Consider the following 25,775-nt stretch of genomic DNA (forward strand, 5'->3'; position numbering starts at 1 on the left):
CCTCGGCTAATGGTTCATAATCACCCTAATCCGATGCGAATTTCCTGCGCGCCTCTGCCAGGGCTTCCGCCGATCCCAATGTCACGATTTTCAGATCGAGCTTTTCGGCAAAGGCGTTCGAATCCCTCAGCGGCTTGATCGGTATGGGCCTTGTGTTTTCCGGCAAAGCCGGACCATGGGCAAGGTAGCCGAAACCGGGATCAAGCCCGATTCCGGTCGAAACCGGGGTCGCAATGGCAAGCGGGGATTCCGGCGGCGGGCCGGACCCGTTTCCCGCAACCGGCGCCGATTGCGGCTTTCCCGGCTTGGAGAAATCCGAAGGAACCTCGAATAGATTCGCGGTCTCATCGACCTCCTGCTGTGAAATCTGCTCGACCGCGCGGCCGGAGCTGGTAAATGCGGCCGGAACCGAACCGATGTCGTCGGTGGTCTTCAACTCGCGAAGCGCCGCCAGAATATCGGGCAGCTTTTCCGGTGAAAAATCCTGCAGGATCTTTCCCGGCGCATAGGTCGCCATCAGCGCGGCCAGCTCGCCGAACCGCTGCGCGTCGCACCGGGGCCGGTCGGAACTCCACCGCACGCCGCCGGCCTCGAACTCCGACAGCGGCGCAATCTTCAAGGTCAGGATCTTGCGCAGATCGGGACTGACCCCGTCATTGAACCGCACCTTTTCCCTGGAAACCGGAACAAGCGCCCGATCGCCGTCTTGCCAGCGGTCCAGCAGGATGTTTCCGGCAATATCCAGCCTGGACGGATCGAAATTATGCGCAATATTGACGATCCGGCTGGTTATTTCCGTGCCCTGCCCCGCATTGTCGGCAATTTCCAGCCAAGCCATGAAACCACGCGGCCCCGAGGAATTGACCTGCAATTTGAAAGGCTGGTCTCTGACCAGGAACAGGACAGCCTTTACCGTTCCAAGATTATGATCCAGCAAAAAGAAACCTTGCGCGCCGTCTTGATTGCCGGCAAGGCTGATCGTCGCATTCTCGCTGGATACGGAATCAACAGAACGTCCCTGGATGTTGGTCGATACCATCATCCCCACTCCGCACGCAATGTTTAACCAATACCCTGCATGCATAACACGTTTCGGATTTCCCCCAAAGTCATAATCGTCCGGGCGAGTATATTATTAGGCCAGTTCAGATGACCTTTCCCCGAATATCGCAGGTTTTATCCATGATTGGATGAAATAACCGAACCCCCGCCGGAAAGCCGCATTATCGCCGGGGCCGGGCCGGCCGCGCGCCCCGGGCCGGGGACGCATGGGGCGCGAAAGGCGGGCGATTTGGTGCTATCATCGACCCCGGCGCGACGAACGGGACGCGGCGCCGCGGCATCCATCCAGCGTATGCGAAACCACGGGGAGGAAACGCAATGCCAGACCTGCCATTCTCATCCGAACGCTATGGCCCGGCCGAAAGGCAGATGGCCCAGGCGCTCGTGACCTTGGAAAACCGCATCCTGCATCCCGGGCCGGCGCCCGATTGCGATTGCAGGGAGGGGATGTTTCCCGGTCTCAGCCGGCGCGGGATGCTGCTCGGCGGGGCGCTTCTTGGGGGCGCGCTGCTCGGTGCCCGCCCTGCCCGCGCCGAGGCGCCGCCCGGCGCCATCGAATACCCGGTGCAGCCCGACCCGGCCAGGGAACAGGGCCGGGTGATCCTGGAGGACGGCGGCTACGGCTCGCGGTCGCAATTCGAGAACGAGATCCGCTGGCGCTATCCGACCGCCAGCCTGGATTCCAGCTGGTCGCTGACGCCGCTGGCCTCGGGCCACGGGATCATCACCCCCTCGGGCCTGCATTTCGAACGCCACCATGCCGGCATCCCGAACATCGATCCGCAGCGCCACAGCCTGATCCTGCACGGCATGGTGGACAAGCCGCTGCGCCTGACCATGGACGACCTCAAGCGGATGCCCTCGGTCAGCCGGATCGTGTTCATCGAATGTTCCGGCAACGGGCTGACGGAATGGGAAAAGCCCACGCTCAGGACCGTGCAGGGCACGCATGGGCTGACCTCGACCTCGGAATGGACCGGGGTGCGGCTCTCGACCGTGCTGAACGAGGCCGGCCTGCAGGACGGCGCCGCCTGGATCCTGGCCGAGGGCGCGGATGCGGCGGTCATGACCCGCTCGATCCCCATCGACAAGGCGATGGACGACGCCATCCTGGCCTATGCGCAGAACGGCGAGGCGCTGCGCCCCGAACAGGGCTATCCGCTGCGCCTGCTGCTGCCGGGCTACGAGGGCAACACCCAGATCAAATGGCTGCGCCGGCTCGAGATCGGCGACAAGCCCTTCATGACCCGCGAGGAGACGCTGAAATATACCGACCTGCTGGCCGACGGCACCGCCCGGCAGTTCACCCTGACCATGGACGCGAAATCGGTCATCACCTTCCCCTCGGGGGCGATGCGGCTGCCGCGCCCGGGCTTTTACGAGATCACCGGCCTGGCCTGGTCGGGGCGCGGCCGCATCGCCGAGGTCGAGGTCTCGGCCGATGGCGGCCAGAGCTGGACCCAGGCCGCGCTGCAAGAGCCGGTGCTGGACAAGTGCCACACCCGCTTCCGCCTGCCCTGGATCTGGGACGGGGCCGAGGCGGTGCTGCAAAGCCGCTGCACCGACGATACCGGCTATCGCCAGCCGACCCTGGCCGAACTGGTCCAGGCGCGGGGCACGAAGTCGGTCTATCACCTGAACGCGATCCAAAGCTGGCGCGTTGCTCAGGACGGCGAGGTGTCCAATGTTCATGTCTAGGCAATATCCCCTGCGCAGCGCCCTTGCGCTGGCTTGCGCGCTGCTTCCGCTGGGCGGGCTTGCCCAGGACGCCGCCGCCCCCCGCACCGTCGCCGCGCTGCCGGCCGAACTGCCCGACAGCGGCGAACCCACGCCGCCCTCGCCCGCGGTCGCGGACCAGGAGGCCGCCGGGACTCCGGGGCTGGAGGCGAATTTCGGCATCGGCAGGGCGGCGACCGAGGAAGAGATCGCGGCGATCGACATCGACGTGACGCCCGACGGGCACGGGCTTCCCGACGGCCGCGGCAGCTATGCCGACGGCAAGGCGCTTTACGACGAGCGTTGCCTGGCCTGCCATGGCGAGAACCTGGAAGGCATCCCCGAAACCGGCGGACCGGCGCTGATCGGCGGCCGCGACACGCTGGCCAGCGACACGCCCCTCAAGACGGTGGAAAGCTACCTGGCCCATGCCAGCACGCTTTACGACTATATCCACCGGGCCATGCCGATGGATGCGCCCGGCTCGCTCACGCCGGACGAGGTCTATGCGGTCAGCGCCTATATCCTGGGCCGCGCCGGGATCGTGGACGAGACGACGGTGCTGGACCGCGAAAGCCTGCCGCTGATCCACATGCCCAATGCCGAGGGTTTCGCGGACGATCCGCGGCCCGAGCGGCTTTGAAACCGGCATGGGCGCATCGCGATGCGCCCATCGCACCGACCCGGTCGCCGCCCTTGGGCCGCGTCGCGCAACCCCGCGGTTGCCGCGACGCGGCCCCGGTTGTCCACGGCCCCGGTTGTCCACGGCCAGCCCTCCCGACAATGTCCGGGCCGAAAGTGCAGCCTTTTGGTTCACTCCGCCCACCGCCATTCGCTGAACTCCACGCGGCAGGCACAGCGCCAAGGCCAGGGATTGCCGACCGTCCCGGTGGTCCAATGTCGGGGCAGGAAGTAAAGCCTTCCGATCACTCCGCCCGCATCCATTCATCGGATCCCACGCGGCGGGTAGGGCGACAGGCCGGGGATCGCCGGCGCGCTGGTTCCACCCGACCAGCTTCCGCAGGCCCACCCCGCATCGGCGCCGTCAAGACTTCACCGCCCCCGATCTGCCACTCCACGCCCCCTGCCCTTTCCGCGACCCAAAGGCAGCGGCCATTGCGCGTATCCGGGCCGTCTGGAGGCACTTAAGCAACCAGCGTGGACCCATCTCGGCCGCCATAAAATCAGTTGGTTATCATATTTATCCGCATATGATCGAGATTTTGCGGATAACAGCAGAGGGGCCTATCTCACCCAATTCCCGCCAAGCGACGCCCCTTCCCCGCTTCAGGGCACCTGCCGCTCCAAGCCGGATACCGCCTTGGACAGCCTGGAACTCGCCGGCCCATCCCCGCGACCGGGCAGGTTGGAACCAGCCACCGCCAGGACCGGCCTCTGCTTATTGCTACCTTCCTTGGCAGGCTTTGGCAACAAGGCCGGGACCGTCAGGGCGTGATGCCGGTTCCGGCCTTGGGGCTCATCCTCAAGGTTTCGCTGCGAAACCCCTAGCCGTCCAGCAGCGCCTGGATCTCGCGCACCACCCGCTCCATGAGATCGTCGTCCAGCTGACCGCCCTCCAGCCTCAGGATATGCGCCTTGCCCTCTCTGCCCCAGCGGATCTCGACGCCGCCTGCGGTGCGCCGGGTCATGGCCTCGCTCCAGCCTTGGCGCGGCGCGTTGGAGCGCGGACGCCCCGCCCGGCCCAGCTCGCTGCGATTGCTCTCCAGAGCTTGCAGCACCGGCTCGATCAGGGCCCATTCCTCCTCGGCATCGCCGGGAATCCGCACGGACAGGGATTGCCGCAGCCGGGCCTCGGCGCCGTTGCGCAAGGCGGTGGCCAGGCGCAGGCCGCGCCTTTCGGTCAGCGCCTCGGGAAAGCGCAGCATGTCGCCCAGCTCCTCGAAGATCAGCGCGAATGAGCGCACCTTGGACCGCTTGGCCTTGGAGCCGGTGGCGAAAAGCTTGTTCACCGCGTCCTCGGTATTGGCGAAGGCGCCCTGGTTGGCGGCGATCACGGCGATGCGGCCGCGCTCGAAATGGCTAAGCTCCTCGCGGACCTCGTTCTCCTCGACCATGGCGACGAAAGCCTCGTCGGTCTCGGTGCGGGGGCGGATCAGGGCGCGGATCGTGGCATGCTTCTCGGCCTGGGTCAGGTCGTGCAGCGCCCGCACCGCATGCAGCCGGCGATAGCCCGAGAGCAGCCCGTAGCGCGGCCCCTGCCCTTCGGGCCGGTCGATCTCGAAGACCTCGATCGGCAGCCGCAGCCCATGCGCGGCGATGGACAGCCGCAGCTCCTGCATGTCCTCCTCGCTCATCACCATGCGGTCGCGGATCATCGCGCCCTCGTCGATCTGCTCGATCGGCAGCTCGACGATCAGCAGCCCCCGCTCCTGCGCGTCATGCAGCCGGGCGGCATCGGCATCGGCCCTGGCGCGGGCGGCGCGGCTTTCCACGCTTTCGGCGCTGGCCAGGGCGGCGCTGTCGGCCGCGACCTGGGCGATGGGGGGGGCGATGCCGCGGCCCAGGGCGGGCCGCTCGAAGGTTTCGCTGCGAAACTGCGCCTCGATCCGGTCCAGATCGGCGCTGCTGGGGGTCTCCAGCCTTCTGCGCTTAGCCATGGGCCTGCTCCCTCACCTCGGCCGCCTCGTCGGCCTGCTGCATCTGAAGATCGCGCCACCAGGTGCCCAGGATCAACTCCTTCACCTCGGCCCAGGTGCGGTCGAATGTCTCGCGGCCGCGGACATAGGTCTCGCGGTTGAACTCGCGGTAATCGGCCTCGTAGATGCCGTTCACCTGTTCGCCGGCCTGGCCGACCATGGCGGTCAGTTCCTGGCGATAGGTGGTCATGAAATCGCCGAAATAGGCCTGGATGACATTCGCCAGGTCGGTCTGCTGGGCGGCGTCGAAGCGGGTGATGATGGCCCGCACCGCGTCCCATTCGAAGCGCATCTCGGGCAGCCCGTCGCGGCGGCGGGCGGCGTTCTCGCCTTCCTCGACGCTGGCGAAGGTCGAATAGAGCATGTCGAAGAAGCGCCCGGTCGAGTCGAATTCCAGGAACGAGGCGCCCAGCGGGACCAGCAGGATGTCGGCCGCCGCCAGCGCGTTGATGGTCAGGTAGCCAAGCGCGGGGGGCGTATCGAGGATGATGATGTCATAGCTTTCCAGGATGCCGTCATTGGCCAGCGCATTGCCGAGCGCATCCCAGAGCGGCCAGCCGCGCAGGCCCATGCGCCAGACCGGCACCTGGAATTCGGCCCAGTAGAGGTTCAGCTGCGCGCCGAGCAGGTCGATATTGGGCCAATGCGTCTTCTGGATCAGGTCCGTGGCAGAAAGCGTCAGCGCCTCGGTCAGGGTCTCGTCGAAGGGCAGGGGGGTTTGGCCCGCCGCCTCGCGCACCCGGTTCTCGTCCTGAAGCGCCAGCGCATAGTCCTTGGCCAGAAGCGGGAAGGCCGTGGACCATTCGTCGGCCACCTTGCCGCCCATGATCGAGGTCATGCTGCCCTGGCTGTCCAGGTCGATCACCAGCACCTTGTAGCCGTCCAGCGCCGCCGACATGGCCAGATGCGCGGCGGTCGAGGTCTTGCCGACGCCGCCCTTGAAATTGGCCACGGCGATGGTCTTGGCCGGCAGGCCCTCGGGGCGCCAGGGGCGGTATTCCCGGCCGGCCGCGCCCTCGGTCGCGAAATGGTCGCGCAGGCGCAGCACGTCGTCGAGGCTGAACCATTTCGAATTGCCCTCGCCCTGGCCCTGCGGCAGGTCGGGGTTCTTGAGCAGCACGCGGCGGAAATGCGCCGGCGCCACCGGGATCAGGTAGCGGCAGACCTCCCAGGTGGAAAAGCGGCGCAGCCGCTTCCTGCCGTCGGGGGCATAGCCGCGCTCGGCCAGATCCTGGCGGCCCTTGGCGGCGAAGGCGGCGGCTTTCGCGAATCGGGCCGTGTCGATAGGCTCGGAAAGACGCTGGGCCGCCTTGGCCGGGCTGATGTTGAAATAGGGGGGAAGGGGGTCTTTGCCTGAAGACATGCCGCTACCTCTGCGATGTGCTGCTTCGTTGGATATTTTGGCGAAACTATTACACATCCCCGGCCGCAAGTGAATCGTTCTGCGAGGTTTCGCAGCGAAATTCCCCCGGAATCAGGAAAAGCAGCAGCGTAAAGTTTGGATTCCTTTCAGGTCTTTAGAATCTTTACGGGTCAAGAATCCGCGTTTTTTCATAGGGATAAGGACGATAAGGCACCCGTTTACAGGTCCAAAGGCACCTGTTTGCGGGACCAGGGGCACCCGAATCCGGGAGGTGGGGCACCGATTCGCGGGAAACCGGGTTTCCACATGCGGGATCGGCCGGAAGGCGCGGTTTTCTGCCTGTTTCGGCCCCAAGACCCGACTCCTGCGCCCTGTAAACGGGTGCCTTTCGCGGCCGGAAGCAGCAAAGGCACCCGTCTTCGGGATGGCGTTTCGCGGATCATGGGAACCCGGATGACTGTTGTGGCGAGGTACCTGATCGGGCATAATCCGCATAACGACAAGAAGGGCAGGGCGATGGGGGATATTCCTCGCGACCAGCTTTCGGGCGCGCTGCGCCGGGGGGCGGTCAAGAAGCATGTGGCGGCGATCCATGTCTCGGGCAAGCTGACGCTATTGCAGCGCAAGCTGTCCAACGTCCTGCTGCTCAATGCCTATGACACGCTGATCAGCCGCGCGCGCCACCAGATCGACGCGCGCACGCTGTGCCTGATGATCGGCTATAACAGCAACGACATGGAGACGCTGAAGCAATCCCTGCGCGGCCTGGCCGAGACGGTGGCCGAATGGGACATGCTGGACGAAAAGGGCCAGCAGGAATGGGGCGTGTCGAGCCTGCTGAGCTATGCCAAGCTGAAGGGCGGGATCTGCGAATATGCCTATTCCCCGGCGCTGGCGGAAAAGCTGCACGACCCCAAGGTCTTTGCGCTGATCAACCTGAACATCCAGCGCCGCTTCACCAGCGGCCATGCGCTGGCGCTTTACGAGAATTGCTATCGTTTCGTCAGGACCGGCTCGACCGGCTGGTGGCCCTTGGACCTGTTCCGGCGGCTGATGGGGGTCGAGGGCTCGGCCTATTACGAGACCTTCAAGCACCTGAACGCCAAGGTCATCAAGCCCGCCGTGGACGAGGTGAACCGCACCAGCAACATCCTGGTCACGCCCGAGACGAGGAAGCAGGGCAGGGTGGTGACGGAAATCCGCTTTCGCATCAAGGAGAACCCGCAGCTGGCGATCCTGGACATGGACGACGGCGAGGGGATGCGGCACGGCGCCGTCTATGCCCGGCTGCGCGGCCTGGGGGTCAGCGACCGGCTGGCGCGGCAATGGCTGACCGCGCATGGCGAGGAGCAGGTGCTGGAAAAGCTGGATTATGTCGAGACGCGCAAGAACGTGAAAAGCAAGCTGGGCTACCTGACCGCGGCGCTGGAGGGGAATTTCGGCGCGACGGCCGAGCGGGCAGGGGAGGCGGCCCCCAATCCGCGGGCCGAGCGGCTGCGCCGCATCCTGGACGCGGTCAAGGCCCGCACCCCCACCCAGCGCGATGCCGACAAGCGGTTGTTCCTGGCGCAGCTGTCCGATGCCCGCATGCGCGAGGATTTCGAGAAGCACGGCTGGATGTCGCCGCTGAACGCCATCCGCATCGCCGCCTTCTGGGAAGAGATGTCCCCCGGATTGCTGGAGGGGCTGGACGAGGTCTGAGGGCCGCGCCTAGCCCGGCAGGGCCTTGTCGCGGTCCTGCGGCTGGCCGTCCTCTGCCGCGTGTTTCAGCCCGGCCAGCATGGCGGCGGCATGGGCGGCATAGGGGCCGATCCAGCGGTCCTGCAGGGCCTGGATCGGCAGCGCGTCCAGGTGGTTCCACCTTTCGCGGCCGCGGCGCTCGACCACGACCAGCCCGGCCGCCTCCAGCACCCGCAGGTGCTGCATGACCGTGCAGCGGTCCAGCTGCGACATCGCCTCGCACAGCCCGCCGGTGGTCTGCGGCCCCGCCTTGAGCCGGTCGAGCAATTGCCGCCGCACCCGGTGCCCCAGCGCCTTGAACAGCGCGTCGTCCTGATCTTCTGTTGACATGTTATAATTCTATAACATTATGGGATGCAGGACAAGGGCGGACAGAACCAGGAGGATCGTCGCATGGAACTGAAATTCACCGTCAGCGGCCGGATCGCGAAGCCGGTCGGCGAGGTGTTCGAGGCCGTGGTGAACCCCGACAGCCTGTCGCAGTTCTTCACCACCGGCGGGGCGAGGGGGCGGCTGGCCACCGGGGCCGAGGTGAGCTGGGATTTCCACGATTTCCCCGGCGCCTTTCCGGTGCTGGTGCAGGAGGTGGTGCCCAACGAGCGCATCGTCCTGCAATGGGAGGCCGAGGGCGAGCCGCGCATCTGGACCACCGTGACCATGACCTTTCACCCGCTGGAGGACGGGCGCACGCTGGTGCGGATCAGCGAATACGGCTGGCCCGAGACCGAGGCCGGGCTAAGGGGCTGCCTGGGCAATTGCGAGGGCTGGACCGGGATGCTTTGCGCGATGAAGGCATGGCTGGAACACGGCATCAAGCTGCGCGAGGGCTTCTACAAATAGGCCGGGCGGCTTGGCGCGGGCCGTTCCGGCGCCGGCGCCTAGCCTTGCCGGCGGTCCATCAGGCCGGCGCGGTGCAGCCTGCGGTAGAAGGTCGAGCGGTCGATCCCGGCCAGCCGCGCCGCCGCCGAGACATTGCCGCGGCACCGTTCCAGGAATGCCAGCAGTTCGGGCCCGGATTGCGGGTCGGGCTGCGCCGCGGGGCCGGCGATATGGCAGGGCAGGTCGCCCGGCTCGACCGGCCGGCCTTCGCAAAGCGCCGCGCATAATTCGCAGACATTGATGATCTCGCGCACATTGCCCGGCCAGTCATGGGCCAGCAGCCGCTGCCGGGCGGCTTGCGTGAAGCCGACCCTTTCCTCGGTGGCGGCGGCGATGCGGTCGATCAGCCATTCCAGGTCGCGGCGCGCGCGCACCGGGGGCACGTCCAGCACCAGCCCGTTCAGGCGATAGAACAGATCCTGGCGGAAGCTGCCCTCGGCCACCTGCGCGGCCAGGTCGCGATGCGAGGCCGAGATGACGCGGATGTCCACCGGCTCGACGCGGGTTCCGCCGACCGGCAGCACCTCGTGCTCGGCCAGAACGCGCAGCAGCCGGGCCTGCAGGGGCAGGGGCATGTCGCCGATCTCGTCCAGGAAAAGCGTGCCGCCATGCGCCTCGCGGATCAGGCCCTTCTTGCCGCGGGCATGGGCGCCGGTGAAGGCGTTCGGGACATAGCCGAACAGCTCGGATTCGATCAGCGCCTCGGGCAGGGCGGCGCAGTTGATGGCCACGAAGGGGCCGCGGCGGCGCGAGGACTGGTGCATCGCGCGGGCGATGAACTCCTTGCCGGTCCCGGTTTCGCCGCGCAGGATCACGCTGATCTTGCGGTCCACCACCTTGGCGGCGCGCTCGGCCAGGTGCTGCATGGCGGGATCGCCGCCGTGGATGGCGCGCAGGGGGGCGGGCAGGGCCGTGGCGGCGGTACTGCGCGGCGGGGCGGCGGGCGGCACGGCGCGGGCAAAGAGGATGCCGCCCGACTGCATCTCCAGCACCCCCTCGACCGGGGCCTGGGCCGCCGACAGCACCGGCAGATCCTCGAAGTCGTGGGCAAAGACATCGCTGAAGGGGCGGCCGATCAGATCGCCCCTTACCAGCTCATGCGCGTTATGCGTCATGCCGGTGATGCGGCCGTCCGCCCCGACCGCCACCGCCGCCATCGGGTCCACGTCCAGAAATTCGGGCGAGGGATGCAGGCGCAGGATCCAGTCCGAGCGATGATTGCAGGCCAGGTTGGCCATCTCGATGCGGCGGGCGCAGGATTTCATCACCTCCAGCGTCAGCGCCTGGCTGATCTTGTCCTGCGGCGCTTGCAGATGCGACAGGTCCAGCACGCCCAGCAGGTTGCCGCGGCTGTCGTGGATCGGTACCGCCGTGCAGGACAACGGCGTCAGCGTCACGTCGAAATGATCGCTGCGATGCACGGTGATCGCCTGGCCCGAGGCCAGGCAGGCGCCGACCCCGTTGGTGCCGACATCGCGCTCGTGCCATTCCGAGCCGGTGATCAGCCCGGCATGGCGCAATTCGCGATCCAGCTGCGCATCGCCGATGGCGTCCACGGTCACGCCCCGCGCATTGGCCAGCAGCAGCACATAGCCCATCGAATTGACCCGGCGATAGAGATCCTCCATCCCGTGCCGGGCCATGCGCAGCAATTCCTCGGATTCCTGGCGGTGCTGGCGCAGCTCGCCCTGGGTGACGATGCGCGGCCCCAGGTGCCGGGTCGGGTCGAGCCGGTGTTCGTTCACGCAGCGCCGCCAGGACGCCAGAACATCCGGGTCGCGGCGCGAGGATTGCCCTTCGGCCGCGCGAAAGATTTCAAGGACATGCGTCCCCGTGTCCTGCATTCCTCCCATCGGCTCCTCCCAAAGCCCGGCGCGACGATAGCACGGCTTGGCCGCGCCGGGGTGGAAAACTTTGCCGCGGCGGCGGGACTCAGCGGGACAGGTCGATCAGGATCTTGAGCTGGGTGCCGGCGGGGTCCAGCAGCGCCTCGAACCCCTCGGCCACGGCCTGGTCCAGCGCGATGCGCCTGGTCACAACCCGGCTGGCCGGAATGGCGCCCGAGGCGATCAGCTCGATGGTGCGCGGCCAGCCATGGGTCGGATAGCACCACGAGCCGCGGATCTCGGCATCCTTGAAGGTCAGCTGGAAGAAATCCACGCTGCCCTTGCCCGGATGCAGCCCGGTCTGCACGATCACCCCCTGCTTGCGCAGCGCGTCGAGGCAGGATTGCAGCGCCCGTTCGTTGCCGACGCATTCCAGCGCCACGTCGCAGCCGAGGCCGCCTTCGGTGCCGGCGCGCACCCGCTCGCCCACATCCTCGCGCGCCGGGTTGATGGCGACGACACCCGGCACCACCTCGGCGGCGAGCGCCAGCCGCGTGTCGTTCACGTCCGAGACGAACAGCCGCGTCGCGCCGAAGGCCCGCGCGGTCAGCAGCGCCAGGATGCCGATGGGGCCGGCGCCCGTGACCAGCACCGAGTTCCCCGCCGTGATCCGGCCGCGGTCGCAGGCATAGACGCAGACGGCGGTCGGCTCGACCAGCGCGGCCTCTTCGTCGGTCATGCCGTCGGGGATCTTCTCGACATTGTAGTCGTTGAGCAGCGCCATCTCGGCCATGCCGCCCGAGACCCAGGACAGCCCGACCAGCGCCAGGCTGCCCGAGAGGTTGTGCCAGCCCCGGTCGGCGAAATATTCGCCGCCGCGCGGCATGATCAGCGGCTGCACCGCCACCCGGTCGCCGGGCGCGACCTTGGTCACGCCCTCGCCCACCGCCACGACCTCGCCGCCGAATTCATGGCCCAGCACCTGCGGGCCATGGGCGCCGGAATAGGGATGCGGCTGGGTGGGGATGAAGATCGGGCCCGAGGCATATTCGTGCAGGTCGGTGCCGCAGATGCCGACGAAGCGGTTTCGGATCAGCACCTGGCCGGGGCCGGGCCGGGGCGGTTCGGGGATGTCCTCGATCCGCAGATCCCTGGCGGCGTGGAAACGCAATGCTTTCATGGGGATGCCTCACAATTCGTCATAGGCGGCCAGCGCCTTGGCGGCATAGACCGTGCCCGGCCCGCCGGACATCTCGATGGCGATGGCAAGAACCTCGACGAACTCGTCGCGGCTGGCGCCATGGGCCTTGGCCTCGGCGGTGTGGAAGATGATGCAATCCTCGCAGCCGCGCCCGATGGCGACGGCGATGGCGATCATTTCCTTCATGGCGGGGCTGACCTTGCCCTCGCGGTTGGCGGCGAGCATCAGCCCGCGAAAGGCCGACATGGTCTTGCCGTCGGCCTTGTAAAGCGCGGCGGCGCGCGCGTTCATCTCGGCCAGTTTCTGTTTCGCGCTCATAGCAGCACCATGCCGCCGTCGACGACCAGGCTTTGCCCGGTCATGTAGTCCGACCCGGCCGAGGCGAGGAAGATCGAGACGCCGGCCAGATCCTCGGGGCGCGAGGGGCGGCCCAGCAGGATGTCGGCGGAAAAGCCCTCGAAAGCCTCGTTGTCGCGGCTGGTCAGCCCCTCGTCCTTGAAGCCCTTGTCGATCAGCTTCCACATGTCGGTGGCGACCACGCCGGGGCAGATGGCGTTGACGCAGATGCCGTGCTTGCCGAAGGCGCGGGCCGCGGCCTGGGTCAGCGCCACCACGGCGAACTTGCTGGCCGAGTAATGCGCCAAGGGCTCGTAGCCCTGCTTGCCGGCGATCGAGGCGGTGTTGACGATCTTGCCGCCGCCGCCCTGGGCGATGAACTGCCGTGCCGCCTCCTGGATGCCGATCAGCACGCCCATGGCGTTCACGTCCATGACGCGGTGCCAGTCGTCCTCGGTGATGTCGTTGAACGGCTTGACCTGGGCGATGCCGGCATTGTTGAACATGGCATCCAGCCGGCCATGTTCGGCGACGGTGCGGGCGATCAGCGCGCGCGTGCTGGCGCGGTCGGTCACATCGACGGCAAGGCCGATGGCCTGCCCGCCCGCCTCGCGGATCTCGGCGGCGGTGGTTTCGGCGGTATCGGCGGCGATGTCGGCGATCACCACCCGGGCGCCGGCCTGCGCCAGCCCCTCGGCGATGGAGCGGCCGATGCCGCGGCCGGCGCCGGTGACGATGACCACGCGGCCTTCGACGGAATTGCTCATCTCTCTCCTCCCATTGCAAGGGGCCGCCCCCGAGGGGACGGCCGGCGGATCAGGCGATGAAGTCGCGGATCAGGCGGTTGACCTCGGCCGATTGCTCCATCTGCACCATGTGGCCGGCGTCCGGGATGACATGGCGCGACGCCCCCGGCAGGCTTTCGGCATGGGCGGCGGGGATGATCGCATCGGCCTCGCCCCAGATCACCTGGGCGGGGACGCCCGAGGCGGCCAGCGCCTCGGCCAGTTGCTCGGCCTGCCGGCCCTCGCGGAACAGGTTTCCGGCCAGTTCGGCCAGGAAATCCTGCACCCCGTCGAGGCGCTTGTATTTCAGCAGGTCCTCGACCATCGCGCGGCTGACCAGCGACTGGTCCCTGAACAGATGCGCCAGCACCGGCTTCAGGTCCTTGCGCCCGGCGGCCTTCACGAAGCCGTCGATGTAATCGGCATTGATCTCGGATCCGAGGCCCGCCGGACAGATCAGCGTGACCGAGGCCGCGCGTTCGGGGTGCCGGGCCGCCAGCGTGCCGGCGACCAGCCCGCCCATGGAATGACCGGCCAGATGCGCCCTGTCCGCGCCGATATGGTCGAGGAAGGCCAGGACGGTTTCCACCATCAGCCCCAGCCCCGCCGGGCGCGCCGATTTCACCGACTGGCCATGGCCGGGCAGGTCCAGCGCATAGACCGGCGCCGATTCCGCCAGCGCGTCGATGTTGAACAGCCAGTTGTCCAGATCGCCGCCGAAGCCGTGGATCAGCACCAGCGGTACGCCCTCGCCCGGACGCTCGGCATAGCGGATGCGGCCCATGGGCAGGTCGGCATATTGATAGGCGGGTCCGGCATCCTCGTCCTCGTCGCCGGCCGAGGGGGCCTGATAGGCGGCGACATAGGCGTCGATTTCCGCGTCGGGCACCGATTCCGGCGCCATCACCGCCAGCAGCGCGCGCACCGGATAGGTCTCGCCCTCGATGCCGACGCGGCGGCGCAAGAGGCCCCCGTCGGCGGCCTCGACCACATTGGCGATCTTGTCGGTCTCGACATCCATGATCTCGTCGCCGGGCTTGATCTCGGCGCCCTCGGCCACGTGCCAGGCCGCCAGCTTGCCCTCGCGCATCGAGAGCCCCCATTTCGGCATCAGGATCGGGGTGATGTCTGCCATGTCAGTTCTCCAGCGTCTTGCGGACGGCCGCGGCGATGCGCTCGGCCGAGGGCACATAGGCGTCCTCCAGCGAGGGCGAGAAGGGCACCGGCGCATGCGGCGGCGTCACCATCTGGATCGGTGCCTTGAGGGCGCCGAAGGCGTCCTGCGCCACGGTGGCGGCGATGTCGGCGGCGATGGAACAGCGCGGGTTCGCCTCGTCCACGCAGACCAGCCGGCCGGTCGCCTCGACGCTTTCCAGCACCGTGTCCATGTCGATGGGCGAGAGCGTGCGCAGGTCGATCACCTCGGCGTCGACGCCGTCCTTCTTCAGCATCTCGGCGGCTTCCAGCGCGCGGCCGACCATCTGGCCATAGGTGACGATGGTGGCGTCGCCGCCCTCGCGGACGATGTTCGCCTCGCCGAAGGGGATGGCATAGGGCTCCTCGGGCACATCCGCCGTGCTGGCGTAGAGGTTCTTGTGTTCGAGGAAGATCACCGGGTCGTTGTCGCGGATCGCCTGGATCAGCAGCCCCTTGCAGTCATAGGCGTTCGAGGGGCAGACCACCTTGAGGCCGGGGATATGGGTGAACAGCGGCGTCAGCATCTGGCTGTGCTGGGCGGCGGCGCGGAAGCCGGCGCCGCACATCGCCCGGATCACCACCGGGGTTTCCGCCTTGCCGCCGAACATGTAGCGGAATTTCGCCGCCTGGTTGAAGACCTGGTCCAGGCAGACGCCGATGAAATCGACGAACATCAGTTCCGCCACCGGCCGCAGCCCCGCCGTCGCCGCGCCGATGGCGGCGCCGACATAGGCGCTTTCCGACAGCGGCGTGTCGATCATCTGCTTCGGGTGCTTGGCGTAAAGCCCCTTGCTGACGCCAAGGACGCCGCCCCAGGCGTCATCCTCGCCCTGCGCGCCGGCGCCGCCGACGATATCCTCGCCCATCATGATCACGGTGGGGTCGCGGCTCATCTCCTGATCCAGCGCCTCGTTCACCGCGTCCTTCATGCTGATGATGCGTGCCATGGTAATTCCTCCCTCAATAGCTCACATAGACGTCGGCGGTCAGTTTCGCGGCCTCGGGCAGCGGCGCGGCGATGGCCTCGGCCACGGCCTCGTCGATCAGCGCCGCCACCTCGGCGTCGATGGCATCGAGCTCGGCATCCGAGATCACCCCGGCCTCGGTCACTTTCTGGCGGAACAGCTTCAGGCAATCGTTGTGGGCGCGGTTGTATTCGTTCTCGCCCGGCGCCTTGTAGGTCTGGGCGTCGCCTTCGAAATGGCCGAAGAAGCGCACGTTCTTGCATTCCAAGAGCGTCGGCCCGGCGCCTTCGCGGGCGCGGCGGATGACCTCGCCCGCCGCCTCGTGGACGGCGAAGAAATCCAGCCCGTCCACGGTGATCCCCGGCATGCCGAAGCCGGTCGCCCGGTCCACGTAGCTGTCCGAGGCGGTGGCGTAATCGACCGAGGTCGATTCGGCATAGCCGTTGTTTTCCACCACGAAGATCACCGGCAGGTTCCAGATCGCGGCCAGGTTCATGCTTTCCAGCACCGTGCCCTGGTTCGAGGCGCCGTCGCCGAAGAAGGTGATGCCGACGCCGTCATGGCCCAGCTTCTGCGCCGCCAGCGCCGCGCCGCAGACCAAGGGCGCCCCGGCGCCCAAGATGCCGTTCGCGCCCATCATCCCCAAGGACAGGTCGGCGATATGCATCGAGCCGCCCTTGCCGGCGCAGCAGCCGGTGGCCTTGCCATAGATCTCGGCCATCATCGCCTTGACGTCGACGCCCTTGGCGATGCAATGGCCATGGCCGCGATGGGTCGAGGCGATGCGGTCGCGGTCGTGCAGATGCATCATGATGCCGACCGCCGTCGCCTCTTCGCCGGCATAGAGGTGGACGAAGCCGGGGATCTCGCCGCGGGCGAAATCGACATGCAGCCGTTCCTCGAAATCGCGGATGGTGCGCATCTTGCGATAGGCGTCCAGAAGCTGCTCTTTCGGCAGCGGAAACGGATTGGACATGAACTCCTCCCTTGTCTGGTTCAGTCTGGGTTGCGGATGAACAGCCCGGCCGCGGCCGCATGGGCCATGCAGGCGGGCACGTCGATGGTGCGGAAGGCGTCGGGCACCAGCCGCACCGACACCCGGTCGCCTTCGGTGAAGGTCAGCTCGCGCTCGCCGTCGAAGGCCAGCGTGCCGGCGCGGATCGAGGGGGCATGCGCCCGGCCCGGTGCCATGCGCGCGACGCCGGCGATGCCCAGCCGGTCGATCAGGCCGGGCGCGATGGGGGCAAGCAACTGGCGCGGCGCGTCGGGCGACAGGCGGATATGGCGGCCCTCGGGCGTGGCGCGGTCCACCGGGTCGCAAAGCCCGGCGATCGCGGACATGCCGATGGCCTGCGGCAGGCCGAAGGTCACGAACAGGTCGCGAAAGCCCGTCGTCTTCCAGATGGCGCGGGCGCCGACGAAACGGTCCTCGACCACGGCGACATCGACCAGCGCGATCTCGCGCCGGTCGTCGTTCAGCGCGACCTCCAGCCATTTGTTCGGGCGCAGCGCCAGTTCGGCCGGCACCTGCCCGGTCGCGGCCAGCCCCACGGCCAGGCCGGTGATCGTCGGCTCGCGCAGCTCCGGGAAGGCGTTGTTGGTGCCGGTCGAGACGCCCGCCACCGGCACGCTGCCGCAGGCCCCCACGACGACGCGGTTGGTGCCGTCGCCGCCCAGCACCACGATGGCCGCAACGCCTTCGGCCGCCATCATCCGGGCGGCCCGGGCGCTGTCCTCGGGCGTGGCGGTGACGGGCATGTCCAGGTAGCGCAGCTGCGGGAAATTGGCGTGGCCCAGCCGCGCCTCGCGCCGGATGCTGCGTTCCAGGTGAAAGCGGATGCCGCCGTTTTCCGGCATGACCAGCACTTCCTCGACCCCGGCCGCGGCCAGCCCGGCCATCATGCGCAGCACGATATTGGCGCGGTCGTTGATGGGCAGGTTGCCCGCATGCGAGATCACCCGCCGGATGTCGCGGGCCGAAATCGGATTGGCGATGATGCCGACCTTGACCATGTCCGTCCTCCCTGACCATCATGCAAGCAACGACCGTGCCAGGGTCTGCAAGGCGGGATTTCCGGGGATTGCGGGGCGCGGGTGTCGCAGCGGCTGCAACACCTGTCGCGCCACGGGGCAGGGAGGCAGGACCATGCAAAGGCAAGAGCCGCGCCAGATCAGGGGCCTGTCGCTGAGCCAGCAGATGCGGCTGTCGCTGGAGGTGCTGCACATGGACGGGGCCAGGCTGCGCCGGCGCCTGCGCCACGAGGCGGCGGCCAATCCCTTGCTTGCCCTGTCGGCGGGGCCCGAGCCTGCGGCGGTCGTCTCGGGGCGGCAGGCGCTGCTGGAGCAGGTCGGGCTGATGCGCCTTGGCCCCGAGGAGGCGCGCATCGCCCGCGGCCTGGTGCATTGCCTGGACGAGCGCGGCTGGATCGCCGACCCGCTGCCCGAGATCGCCGGCTGGCTGTCCTGCAGCGCCGCGGCGATCGAGGCGCTGCTGCCCCGGCTGCAGGGGCTGGAGCCGCCCGGCGTCTTTGCCCGCTCGCTGGCCGAGCATCTGCGGCTGGGGCTCGAGGCGGCCGGGCGCTATGACCCGATGATCGCGACGCTTCTGGACCGGCTGGACCTGGCGGCGGCGGCGGATCTTGCCGCCATCGCCGGCCATTGCGGCTGCGACCTGGAGGATGCGGCGGGGATGCTGGAGGATCTGCGCCGGCTGGCCCCCTGTCCGCTGTCCGACGACCCGGCGCCGGCGCCGCCCGAACTGGAGCTGACGCCCAAGGGCGAGCTGCGCTGGATCGCGCCGACCGGGCTGGCGCTGCGCGATGGCGCGGCGGACGGGCCGGGCCGCATCGCCGCGCAGGCTCTGGTCGCGGCGGTCGAGGGCCGGGCGGGCACCCTGTGGCGCATCGGCCTGGCCCTGGCCGAGGTGCAGGGGCCATGGCTGCTGGGTCGGGGGCGGCTGAATCCGCTGACCATGACCGCGCTGGCCGAAAGGCTGGGGCTGGACAAGAGCACCGTCAGCCGCGCGGTCGCCGGGGTGGCGATCCGGGCGCCGCGCGGGACCGTGCCCTTGCGGGATCTGCTGCCCGCGCCGGTCAGCCCGCGCCTGCCCGGCGTGGGCCGCGAAGCCGTCCTGCGCCTGCTGGCGGCGCTGATCGAGAACTGGCCCAGGGCCGAGCCGCTGTCGGATGCGCGGCTGGCCGCGGCCCTGGCGCGGCGCGGCATGCCGCTGGCGCGCCGCACCGTCGCCAAATACCGCGCCAGCCTGGGCAAGCCGCGCCGGTAACGGGCGGCGGCGATTCCGTGCGGCGGCATCCTGCCGATGCCTCGATCCCCTGGATCGGCAAGGCGGATTCGCCGGGACGGGGCCTTTGCGATGCGTGCCGCCGCGTCGGGCCGGCGGGCCGGCCTGCAATTCAGGGTTTTCCAATCAACAATTTGCGATGCCGGGCTCGTGGCGGTGCCGGCAATATCCAGCAACGCATCCAGGCAGGAGAAGATGCCGCCCCATAAGGGGTTTCGCCCCCGGATGGAGACCCGCATCCACGGGTTGCGGACCCTGGCGCCGCTGTCCTTCCGCCGCTTTTGCGGCGCGATCGCCGATGTCTGGTCGGTGCGGGGCGAGGCGGGCGGCGGCGGGCTCTACATCGCGCCGGACCCGCGCATCGTGATCTTCCTGGGCGAGGCACCGCCGCCGCTGGCGCTGCGCACCGGCGCGGACAAGGCCGAGCATCGCGGCATCCAGGCGCTGCATGTCCCGGCCGGCCTTCCGCTGCGGAGCCGCATCGAGGCGCGGCATGAAAAGATGCACCTGGGCTTTCACCTGGAAAGCGGTGCCTTGCAGCAGCGGCTGGCGGCCGCGAACATCCGGCCGGACCTGTCCGTGCCGCGGCTGATCGGGCAAGCGGCAGCCTGGCCGACCTTGCCCAGCTGGCGGCCGACGCGGTCCGGTCCCCGCGCCGGGGCGACATGCTGATCGATGCGCTGCTTTCGGCCACCTTGGGCGAGATCTTCGCCACCGAAGCCGAAACCGGGCCATCCGCCCCGGTCAGCGGCGGGCTTTTCCTGCGCAGGATGGCCGCCCTGGAACGCCACCTGCACCAGAACCTGAACCGCCATGTCACGGTGGCCGGGATGGCCGGGCTTTCGGAAAGCCGGTTCTTTCACGCCTTCAAGCAATCGTGCAACGAGACGCCGCAGCGTTGGCAGGCCAGCCTGCGGCTGAACGCGGCCTGCGAGATGATGCGCGATCCGGCCCTGTCGCTGGCCGACATCGCCTATGCGACGGGCTTTGCCGACCAGGCGCATCTGTCGCGCGCCTTCCGCGCCGCCCATGGCATGCCCCCTTCGGTCTGGCGCCGCATCGCATTGCAGGATTCCTGAAAAAAACCCAGTGGTCCCGTTCAAGACAGCCGCGGAATACCCGAGTGCATAGCTCGGAAACTTTCGCGGACAGAACAGGTCAAGATGAACAAAGCCCAACCGCTCCTTCTCGGTGTCAGCGTGTTTGCCGTCGCGCCGACCAGCGCCTTCGCCCAGGACCAGCAGGATCCCCGCCAGGCCTTCATGGGTGCGATCGTGCTGGACACCGTTGCCATCGCGGGGTTTGAAAACCCCCAGCGCGCCGCTGGCGGGCAGGGTCGCACGTTCCTTGGCCATCACCAAGACCGGCCGGCCGATCCTGGCGACGCAATCCTCGGTCTCGGTCGTGCCGCGCGCCCAGATCGAAGAGCAGGGCGCGACGAACCTTTCCGAGGCGCTGAGCTATTCCGCCGGCATCGTGACCGGGAATTATGGCGGCGATCCGCGATTCGACAGCCTGTTTCTGCGCAGCTTCAACCTGGAGAACGACAAGTTCCTGGACGGGCTGCGGCTGATGCGCGCGACCCAGTTCCCGACCAGCGCCCCGGTCTTCGAGCTTTACGGGCTGGGCCGGGTCGAGGTGCTGCGTGGCCCGGCCTTGGTGTTTTACGGGGCGGGATCGCCGGCGGGCCTGGTCAACATGGTGCAAAGCACGCGCCCGCAACCAGAAATCCTGCACTTTCTTCAACCTCCTGTGACAGGGAGGTTTTTTGCTGTCCGGACAGCCGATCCGCCCCCAGGCTGAGGCCCAGGATCGCTGCCAGCGCGCCATGCAGCTCGACCGGGGCAGCATCCGCTTGCCCGGGCCGGGAACCGGCGTCACCATGATCGTGTCGATGAGGCCGCGGATCGCATCCCGCGCCTCACCTTCGGCCTCCGGTTCCGTCAGCCCGGCGATCAGCGCCTGGATCCGGTCGTGATAGGTCTCGGCGATGCGGGAATGCAGACGGGTCGTCGTGGGGGCGGGGGCCGCGGCCAGCTCCTGCTCGAGCTGCTTCTGCCGGGCCTCGAGCTGTTCCATCTTCGCCCTGATGCGCTCGGGCGGCGTGCCGGCGGCACCTGGTGCTGCAGAACCGCATCGCATGGATCAAGTCCGTGATTGTCGGCGGTCGCACCCATGGGCATTTCAAGCCGCTCAACAGCCGCAGGTTCCTGAACAGGACCTATGAAGAAGTGCTGCACGGGTCGCTTCGCGGGAACCTGGCGGTCGACCGGCTGGCGATAGGCGTAACCTGTCAAGACAAGGGGAATCTGTCGCGCTGGCGTCATGCGACGGCGGATCTGCGCTGCGCAGGAAACTGCTGGCATATCCCTTACGAGACCGTTCGCAACGACGCCGGAAAGTTCCACCATCCTGCGGCGTATCCCCTCGAACTCGCGCGGCGATGCCTGAAGCTGCACGGACGACAGGGACTGGTGCTGGACCCGTTCGCCGGCTCCGGCACCACGCTCGTTGCGGCCAAGGAGTTGGGATGGCGCGGGACCGGCATCGAAATCGATGAGGTCTATGCCGAAACCGCAAAGATGCGCATCGCCGAGACAGAGGCCGCAGGCGAGATTTGACATGGCAGGCGCGCCCGCGGCATGCGCAGTAGCGTTTGCGTGGCCACGCTTGCAATCACACAATAGATTCGCTATATATAAGCATAATCATATCGAAACTATCAAGCTCAGATGGCCATGGCGCACATCGTTCACCCGGAATCTCGTCGAAAGCCGCATCGACTGCGGACTGATCCGCATGGCGAACGGCCTCTCTATACATCCGACGACATCTCTGCGTCCGTCTTTACGGCGGGCTCTGTCCATGTCGACGTTTTCGTTGGTGTCGCTTCGGCTGATATCGACAGGTGGTCCTCAGTCGTCGAATCCCGGGTTGCCCCGGCTTCGGCGCAGCCCGGATCGAAAAAAGCTCGGGACGAGGTAAAGGAGGCCATGAAAGCGGCCTTTGCCGAAGTGTTCAGCGACCGCTTTTCCGGCGAGATCGACAAGGTGGTCGATGCCTATCGCGTCATGCTCCGGGAGAGCCTGGCGAAAGGTGACGACACCGAGTTGCAGGCGGCGCTCAACCGCGCCCGGCTCCAGGAAAAAATTCTGGCCGGCACCTCGATGGTCGATCAGGCACAGGCATGCGAGCTGCTTGGGCTGTCGGCGGCAAACCCCTCTGCCACGATGAAGCGCAAAGAGGAAAAGCGGGAAATCCTGCGGTTCACGGTCGATGGTCGTGCCGTCTATCCGTTGTTCCAGTTCGACGTCGAGGGTCGCCGCATCTATCCGGCCATGGCGAAGTTGATCGCGTTGACGCCCCGGACCTGGAGCGGTTTTCGCCTGCTGCACTGGCTGACGCGGCCACATCTCGATTTCGGCGCTGCGCCTGCCGAGCGACTCGGCGTCGAGGCTGACGCCGTGATCGCGGCATTCGAACGGGAGATCGTGCCTGCGGAGCATGGCTGATGCGGTTCGATCTGACGATTCCCGACCCGTCCACCATGCGGGTCGGGAAGGAGGCCTATGTGACGCTCGACGCGGGCACCGAGCTTCATCGCATCCACCCCGCCGTTTATGAGGCCGAACAGTTCAACCCGACCGCTGCGGGCGATGCGCGCTTCTTTCCGATCCGGGATGCCGAAGGCGCGATTATCCCGACCATTTATGCGGCGCAGACATTTTCCTGCGCGACTTGCGAAATCATCCTGCGCTGTCCCGATACCCCGCCGGTTGATCCGAAGACCGGCCTGCCGACCTTCCAGATCGTTTATCCCGCCGACTACAGGGCCTATGACCACAGTATCGTCCGAACCACCTCGGCGCTGCGTCTGGTCGATCTGACCAATGCCGGGCAGCGTAGGATCGGCGTCAACCACAGCGTCCTGCTGGCGGGCCCGCGCAGCACCTATCCGGCAACGCGGGGCTGGGCCGAGCGCATCCATGCCGCATGCCCGGCGGCGCATGGCCTATATTACAGTTCGGTCCAGTACGGCCCGGATTTCGCGATCCTGCTGTTTGGCGATAGGGTAGGGGGAGGAATCCTGGAGCCGGTCTCGACCCGTGCCGTGGCCGACGCAGCCTGTCATGCGGAAATTCGTGCCATCGCCGAAAGCCTGTCGATCGATTACGAGGATGTTTGACGGTCGCGGAAACCGCAGGGCGGGGGCCTGGAACCGGTCAGGGGCCCGGATGGGCTTGCCCTTCAAGACGTCATGCGAAGCGCCTTGCCCCCGCGACGCAGGCGACCACGATCGCGGTCGAGGCGATCATGGTCCATGCGATGGGCTCTCCGAGGAAGATCGCGGCAAGCACGAAGCCGAAGAAGGGCTGGAAAAGCTGCAACTGCCCGACGCCGGCTATGCCGCCAAGGGCGAGGCCGCGATACCAGAAGATGAACCCGACCATCATGCTGAAGACGGATACATAGGCGAGGCCGGTCCAGCCGGGGGTCGTGACGTCGCTGAAGCTGTCGGGCCAGGTGACGAGGGTCAGGACGCCCATGACCGGCAGCGACAGGATCAGGGACCAGGAGATGACCTGCCAGCCGCCCAGGCGGCGCGACAAGGTGGCGCCTTCGGCATAGCCGAGGCCGCAGACGACGACCGCCGCGACCATGAGCAGGTCGCCGGCCACCGTGCCGCCGCCGCTGCCGTGCAGGGCGAAACCCGCGACCGCCGCCGCGCCGATGATCGAGAAGGCCCAGAACGGCGCATGCGGACGCTCGCCGCCGCGCAACACGCCGAAGATGGCGGTCGCCAGCGGCAGCAGGCCGATGAAGACGATGGAATGGGCGGCGGTGATGTGCCGAAGCGCCAGCGCGGTCAGCAAGGGAAAGCCGACGACCACGCCGATGGCGACGAGCGCCAGGGGCGGGATGTCCCCGCGCCCGGGCCGGGGCTGGCGCAGCGCAAGGAGAAAGGCTGCGCCCAACAGCGCGGCCAGCAGCGCCCGCGCCGAGGTCAGGAAGATCGGGGTGAAGTCCGCCACCGCCACCCGTGTGGCCGGCAGCGAGCCGCTGAAGATGATGACCCCGATCAGGCCGCTGCCCCATCCTGCTGATTTCATGCCCATGCACCCTCGCTTGCAAGGATGTTCCATAGCGCCTTGCGGCTCGCGCGGACAGAAACGGTGCGATACGATTATCCGGATCCGTATGGCATGAATCGCCCATACAGTTTGCGGGGAGTTGATCGTGGCAGATGACGACATGACCCGGACAGGGGCGCTGATGCGCGAAGTCCGCACGAGGATTGCCAGCCGGGCTTTGGCGCCGGGCGACCGCCTGCCATCGGTCCGGGGGTTTGCCAGGACTATGGGCGTGTCGCCCTCGACGGTGGTCGAGGCCTATGCCCGACTGGAGGCCGAAGGCGTCATCCGCGCCCGGCGCGGCTCGGGCTTCTATGTCACCGGCGCCGATCTGCCGCCGATGGCGCTGGCAGAGATGGGGCCGCCTCGCGAACGCGATATCGATCCGTTCTGGGTGTCGCGGCAGTCGCTCGATGCGGATCCCGCCGTCCTGAAGCCCGGCTGCGGCTGGCTTCCGGCGGACTGGATGCCGAATGCCGCGCTGCGGAAGGGGTTGCGGGCGCTTGGGCGCGCCAATGATGCGCTGCTGTCGGATTACGGCGGCACCCGGGGCTCGATCGAGCTGCGCCGCCTGCTGATCGCCCGCTTCGCCGATCAGGGCATCACCGCGACGGCGGACCAGGTCCTGCTGACGGGGTCGGGGACGCAGGCCATCGACCTGATCTGCCGGTTGCTTCTGCGTCCGGGGGATGCGGTTCTGGTCGACGATCCCTGCTATTTCAATTTCCACGCCCTGCTGCGCGCGCATCAGGTGCGCATTGTCGGCACCCCCTTCACGCCTGCGGGACCGGACATTGCCGCCTTCGAGCAGGCGCTGATCGACGAGAAGCCGCGCCTCTACATCACCAATTCCGCGCTGCACAACCCGACCGGCGCCAGCATCTCGCCCCAGATCGCGCATCGGGTGCTGAGCGCCGCCGCCGCCCACGGGCTGACCATCGTCGAGGACGACATCTTCGCGGATTTCGAGCCGACGCCGTCGCCGCGCCTTGCCATCCTCGACGGGCTCCAGCGGGTGATCAGGATCGGAAGCTTTTCCAAGACGCTCTCGGCCTCGGTGCGCTGCGGCTATATCGCGGCCCGGGCGGACTGGATCGAAAGCCTGGTCGACTTGCAGGTCGCGACCAGCTTCGGCGGTCCCAGCCCGGTCTCGACCGAACTGATCGCCGGCGTCCTGGCCGGGGGAAGCTATCGCAGGCATATGGACGATGTGCGTCAGCGGCTGGCGCATGCGAGGATCGAGGTGGCGGAACGGCTGGCGCAACTGGGCATCGTTCCGTGGATCATGCCGCGGGGCGGATTCTACCTCTGGTGCCGGCTGCCGGATGGATTGGACTCGGCAGTCGTCGCCCGGCGCTGCATGGAACGCAATGTCGTGCTTGCGCCCGGAAACGTCTTCAGCGCCTCGCAATCGGCGGCGCCGTTCGTCCGCTTCAACGTCGCGCAGATGGGGGACCGGCGGATCATCCCGATCCTGGAACGCGCGATGGAGATGGGGATTTCCGCTCCGACTGCAGGTCGGGCGCATGCCGGGATGGCCGATCAGGGAAGGACATGGCATCCTGAGAGCAAGGCGGTTCGTGGCGCTGGCATGAAAGGGGGATGAGGGAACCCT

Annotated in this window: 25 protein-coding genes; 12 read left to right on the top strand and 13 right to left on the bottom strand. The window is 67.6% G+C overall.

Features of this window, described 5'->3' with window-relative positions:
- Positions 1-25 precede the first annotated feature (25 nt).
- Positions 26-1,042 (bottom strand): hypothetical protein, encoded by a 1,017-nt coding sequence (locus ESD82_RS08185; RefSeq protein WP_147429370.1) that lies wholly within the window; start codon positions 1,040-1,042, stop codon positions 26-28.
- Between the two features lie 467 nt (positions 1,043-1,509).
- On the opposite strand from ESD82_RS08185, the gene soxC reads away from it, so the two are divergent.
- Together soxC and ESD82_RS08195 are read left to right on the top strand one after the other, a co-directional pair.
- A complete protein-coding gene (gene soxC / locus ESD82_RS08190; RefSeq protein ID WP_147429438.1) occupies positions 1,510-2,760 on the top strand; it encodes a sulfite dehydrogenase in 1,251 nt (416 codons plus the stop codon).
- Positions 2,753-3,421, top strand: a complete 669-nt coding sequence (locus tag ESD82_RS08195) for a c-type cytochrome (protein WP_147429369.1) — start codon at positions 2,753-2,755, stop codon at positions 3,419-3,421. Before soxC ends, ESD82_RS08195 begins: the two co-directional genes overlap by 8 nt.
- Before the next feature lie 862 nt (positions 3,422-4,283).
- Here ESD82_RS08195 and ESD82_RS08200 read toward each other — a convergent pair.
- Together ESD82_RS08200 and ESD82_RS08205 are read right to left on the bottom strand one after the other, a co-directional pair.
- Positions 4,284-5,396 (bottom strand): ParB/RepB/Spo0J family partition protein, encoded by a 1,113-nt coding sequence (locus ESD82_RS08200; RefSeq protein WP_028710375.1) that lies wholly within the window; start codon positions 5,394-5,396, stop codon positions 4,284-4,286.
- Positions 5,389-6,798, bottom strand: a complete 1,410-nt coding sequence (locus ESD82_RS08205; protein ID WP_024845809.1) for an AAA family ATPase — start codon at positions 6,796-6,798, stop codon at positions 5,389-5,391. Before ESD82_RS08205 ends, ESD82_RS08200 begins: the two co-directional genes overlap by 8 nt.
- 516 nt (positions 6,799-7,314) lie before the next feature.
- Between ESD82_RS08205 and ESD82_RS08210 the strand changes: the two genes are divergently transcribed.
- Positions 7,315-8,499 (top strand): replication initiation protein, encoded by a 1,185-nt coding sequence (locus tag ESD82_RS08210; protein WP_147429368.1) that lies wholly within the window; start codon positions 7,315-7,317, stop codon positions 8,497-8,499.
- 9 nt (positions 8,500-8,508) lie between these two features.
- On the opposite strand, the gene ESD82_RS08215 is transcribed toward ESD82_RS08210, so the two are convergent.
- Positions 8,509-8,868, bottom strand: a complete 360-nt coding sequence (locus ESD82_RS08215; protein WP_147429367.1) for an ArsR/SmtB family transcription factor — start codon at positions 8,866-8,868, stop codon at positions 8,509-8,511.
- Positions 8,869-8,931: 63 nt separating this feature from the next.
- Between ESD82_RS08215 and ESD82_RS08220 the strand changes: the two genes are divergently transcribed.
- On the top strand, positions 8,932-9,378 hold the full coding sequence (locus ESD82_RS08220; RefSeq protein WP_114669500.1) for an SRPBCC family protein: 447 nt from the start codon (positions 8,932-8,934) through the stop codon (positions 9,376-9,378).
- Positions 9,379-9,416: 38 nt separating this feature from the next.
- Here the strand turns inward: ESD82_RS08220 and ESD82_RS08225 are convergent, their stop codons facing one another.
- The 8 genes from ESD82_RS08225 to ESD82_RS08260 all read right to left on the bottom strand — a co-directional run bounded on the left by ESD82_RS08225 (position 9,417) and on the right by ESD82_RS08260 (position 17,740).
- A complete protein-coding gene (locus tag ESD82_RS08225) occupies positions 9,417-11,261 on the bottom strand; it encodes a sigma-54-dependent Fis family transcriptional regulator (RefSeq protein ID WP_167521737.1) in 1,845 nt (614 codons plus the stop codon).
- Positions 11,262-11,349: 88 nt separating this feature from the next.
- Positions 11,350-12,423, bottom strand: coding sequence for a 2,3-butanediol dehydrogenase (locus ESD82_RS08230; protein WP_114669436.1), 1,074 nt, complete (start codon positions 12,421-12,423; stop codon positions 11,350-11,352).
- Between the two features lie 9 nt (positions 12,424-12,432).
- Positions 12,433-12,762, bottom strand: coding sequence for a carboxymuconolactone decarboxylase family protein (locus ESD82_RS08235; RefSeq protein ID WP_028710369.1), 330 nt, complete (start codon positions 12,760-12,762; stop codon positions 12,433-12,435).
- A complete protein-coding gene (locus tag ESD82_RS08240) occupies positions 12,759-13,547 on the bottom strand; it encodes an SDR family NAD(P)-dependent oxidoreductase (protein ID WP_028710368.1) in 789 nt (262 codons plus the stop codon). Before ESD82_RS08240 ends, ESD82_RS08235 begins: the two co-directional genes overlap by 4 nt.
- A 49-nt stretch (positions 13,548-13,596) precedes the next feature.
- Positions 13,597-14,700 (bottom strand): acetoin dehydrogenase dihydrolipoyllysine-residue acetyltransferase subunit, encoded by a 1,104-nt coding sequence (locus ESD82_RS08245; protein ID WP_147429366.1) that lies wholly within the window; start codon positions 14,698-14,700, stop codon positions 13,597-13,599.
- A gap of 1 nt (position 14,701) precedes the next feature.
- Entirely contained in the window at positions 14,702-15,709 is a 1,008-nt protein-coding gene (locus tag ESD82_RS08250) for an alpha-ketoacid dehydrogenase subunit beta (protein WP_024845818.1), read from the bottom strand.
- Positions 15,710-15,722: 13 nt separating this feature from the next.
- The gene (locus ESD82_RS08255; protein WP_028710366.1) at positions 15,723-16,703 is read right to left on the bottom strand and encodes a thiamine pyrophosphate-dependent dehydrogenase E1 component subunit alpha; all 981 of its coding nucleotides are present in this window, start codon (positions 16,701-16,703) and stop codon (positions 15,723-15,725) included.
- A 20-nt stretch (positions 16,704-16,723) separates the two neighbouring features.
- On the bottom strand, positions 16,724-17,740 hold the full coding sequence (locus ESD82_RS08260; protein WP_123130408.1) for an ATP-NAD kinase family protein: 1,017 nt from the start codon (positions 17,738-17,740) through the stop codon (positions 16,724-16,726).
- A 133-nt stretch (positions 17,741-17,873) separates the two neighbouring features.
- On the opposite strand from ESD82_RS08260, the gene ESD82_RS08265 reads away from it, so the two are divergent.
- The 7 genes from ESD82_RS08265 (at position 17,874) to ESD82_RS08295 (ending at position 23,214) form a co-directional block, all read left to right on the top strand.
- Positions 17,874-19,010: an RNA polymerase factor sigma-54 gene (locus ESD82_RS08265; protein WP_123130407.1), complete on the top strand. Its 1,137-nt coding sequence runs from the start codon at positions 17,874-17,876 to the stop codon at positions 19,008-19,010.
- A gap of 243 nt (positions 19,011-19,253) precedes the next feature.
- On the top strand, positions 19,254-19,700 hold the full coding sequence (locus ESD82_RS22130) for a hypothetical protein (RefSeq protein WP_231486930.1): 447 nt from the start codon (positions 19,254-19,256) through the stop codon (positions 19,698-19,700).
- A complete protein-coding gene (locus ESD82_RS22135) occupies positions 19,694-20,107 on the top strand; it encodes a helix-turn-helix transcriptional regulator (protein ID WP_231493219.1) in 414 nt (137 codons plus the stop codon). Before ESD82_RS22130 ends, ESD82_RS22135 begins: the two co-directional genes overlap by 7 nt.
- Before the next feature lie 268 nt (positions 20,108-20,375).
- On the top strand, positions 20,376-20,831 hold the full coding sequence (locus tag ESD82_RS08275; RefSeq protein ID WP_244314515.1) for a TonB-dependent receptor plug domain-containing protein: 456 nt from the start codon (positions 20,376-20,378) through the stop codon (positions 20,829-20,831).
- A 317-nt stretch (positions 20,832-21,148) separates the two neighbouring features.
- Positions 21,149-21,649, top strand: coding sequence for a DNA-methyltransferase (locus tag ESD82_RS08285; protein ID WP_167521738.1), 501 nt, complete (start codon positions 21,149-21,151; stop codon positions 21,647-21,649).
- Positions 21,650-21,760: 111 nt separating this feature from the next.
- Positions 21,761-22,540, top strand: coding sequence for a hypothetical protein (locus tag ESD82_RS08290; protein WP_147429365.1), 780 nt, complete (start codon positions 21,761-21,763; stop codon positions 22,538-22,540).
- A gap of 59 nt (positions 22,541-22,599) precedes the next feature.
- Positions 22,600-23,214 carry an RES family NAD+ phosphorylase gene (locus ESD82_RS08295; RefSeq protein WP_211331232.1) on the top strand — a complete coding sequence of 205 codons (615 nt, stop codon included), beginning with the start codon at positions 22,600-22,602 and terminating at the stop codon, positions 23,212-23,214.
- 70 nt (positions 23,215-23,284) lie between these two features.
- Here ESD82_RS08295 and ESD82_RS08300 read toward each other — a convergent pair whose 3' ends face one another.
- On the bottom strand, positions 23,285-24,145 hold the full coding sequence (locus ESD82_RS08300; protein ID WP_147429363.1) for a DMT family transporter: 861 nt from the start codon (positions 24,143-24,145) through the stop codon (positions 23,285-23,287).
- Between the two features lie 157 nt (positions 24,146-24,302).
- On the opposite strand from ESD82_RS08300, the gene ESD82_RS08305 reads away from it, so the two are divergent.
- Complete coding sequence (locus ESD82_RS08305; protein ID WP_244314523.1) at positions 24,303-25,766, top strand: aminotransferase-like domain-containing protein; 1,464 nt, start codon at positions 24,303-24,305, stop codon at positions 25,764-25,766.
- The last annotated feature ends 9 nt before the right edge of the window (positions 25,767-25,775 follow it).

The sequence above is a fragment of the Paracoccus pantotrophus genome, assembly GCF_008824185.1.
GTDB lineage: Bacteria > Pseudomonadota > Alphaproteobacteria > Rhodobacterales > Rhodobacteraceae > Paracoccus > Paracoccus pantotrophus.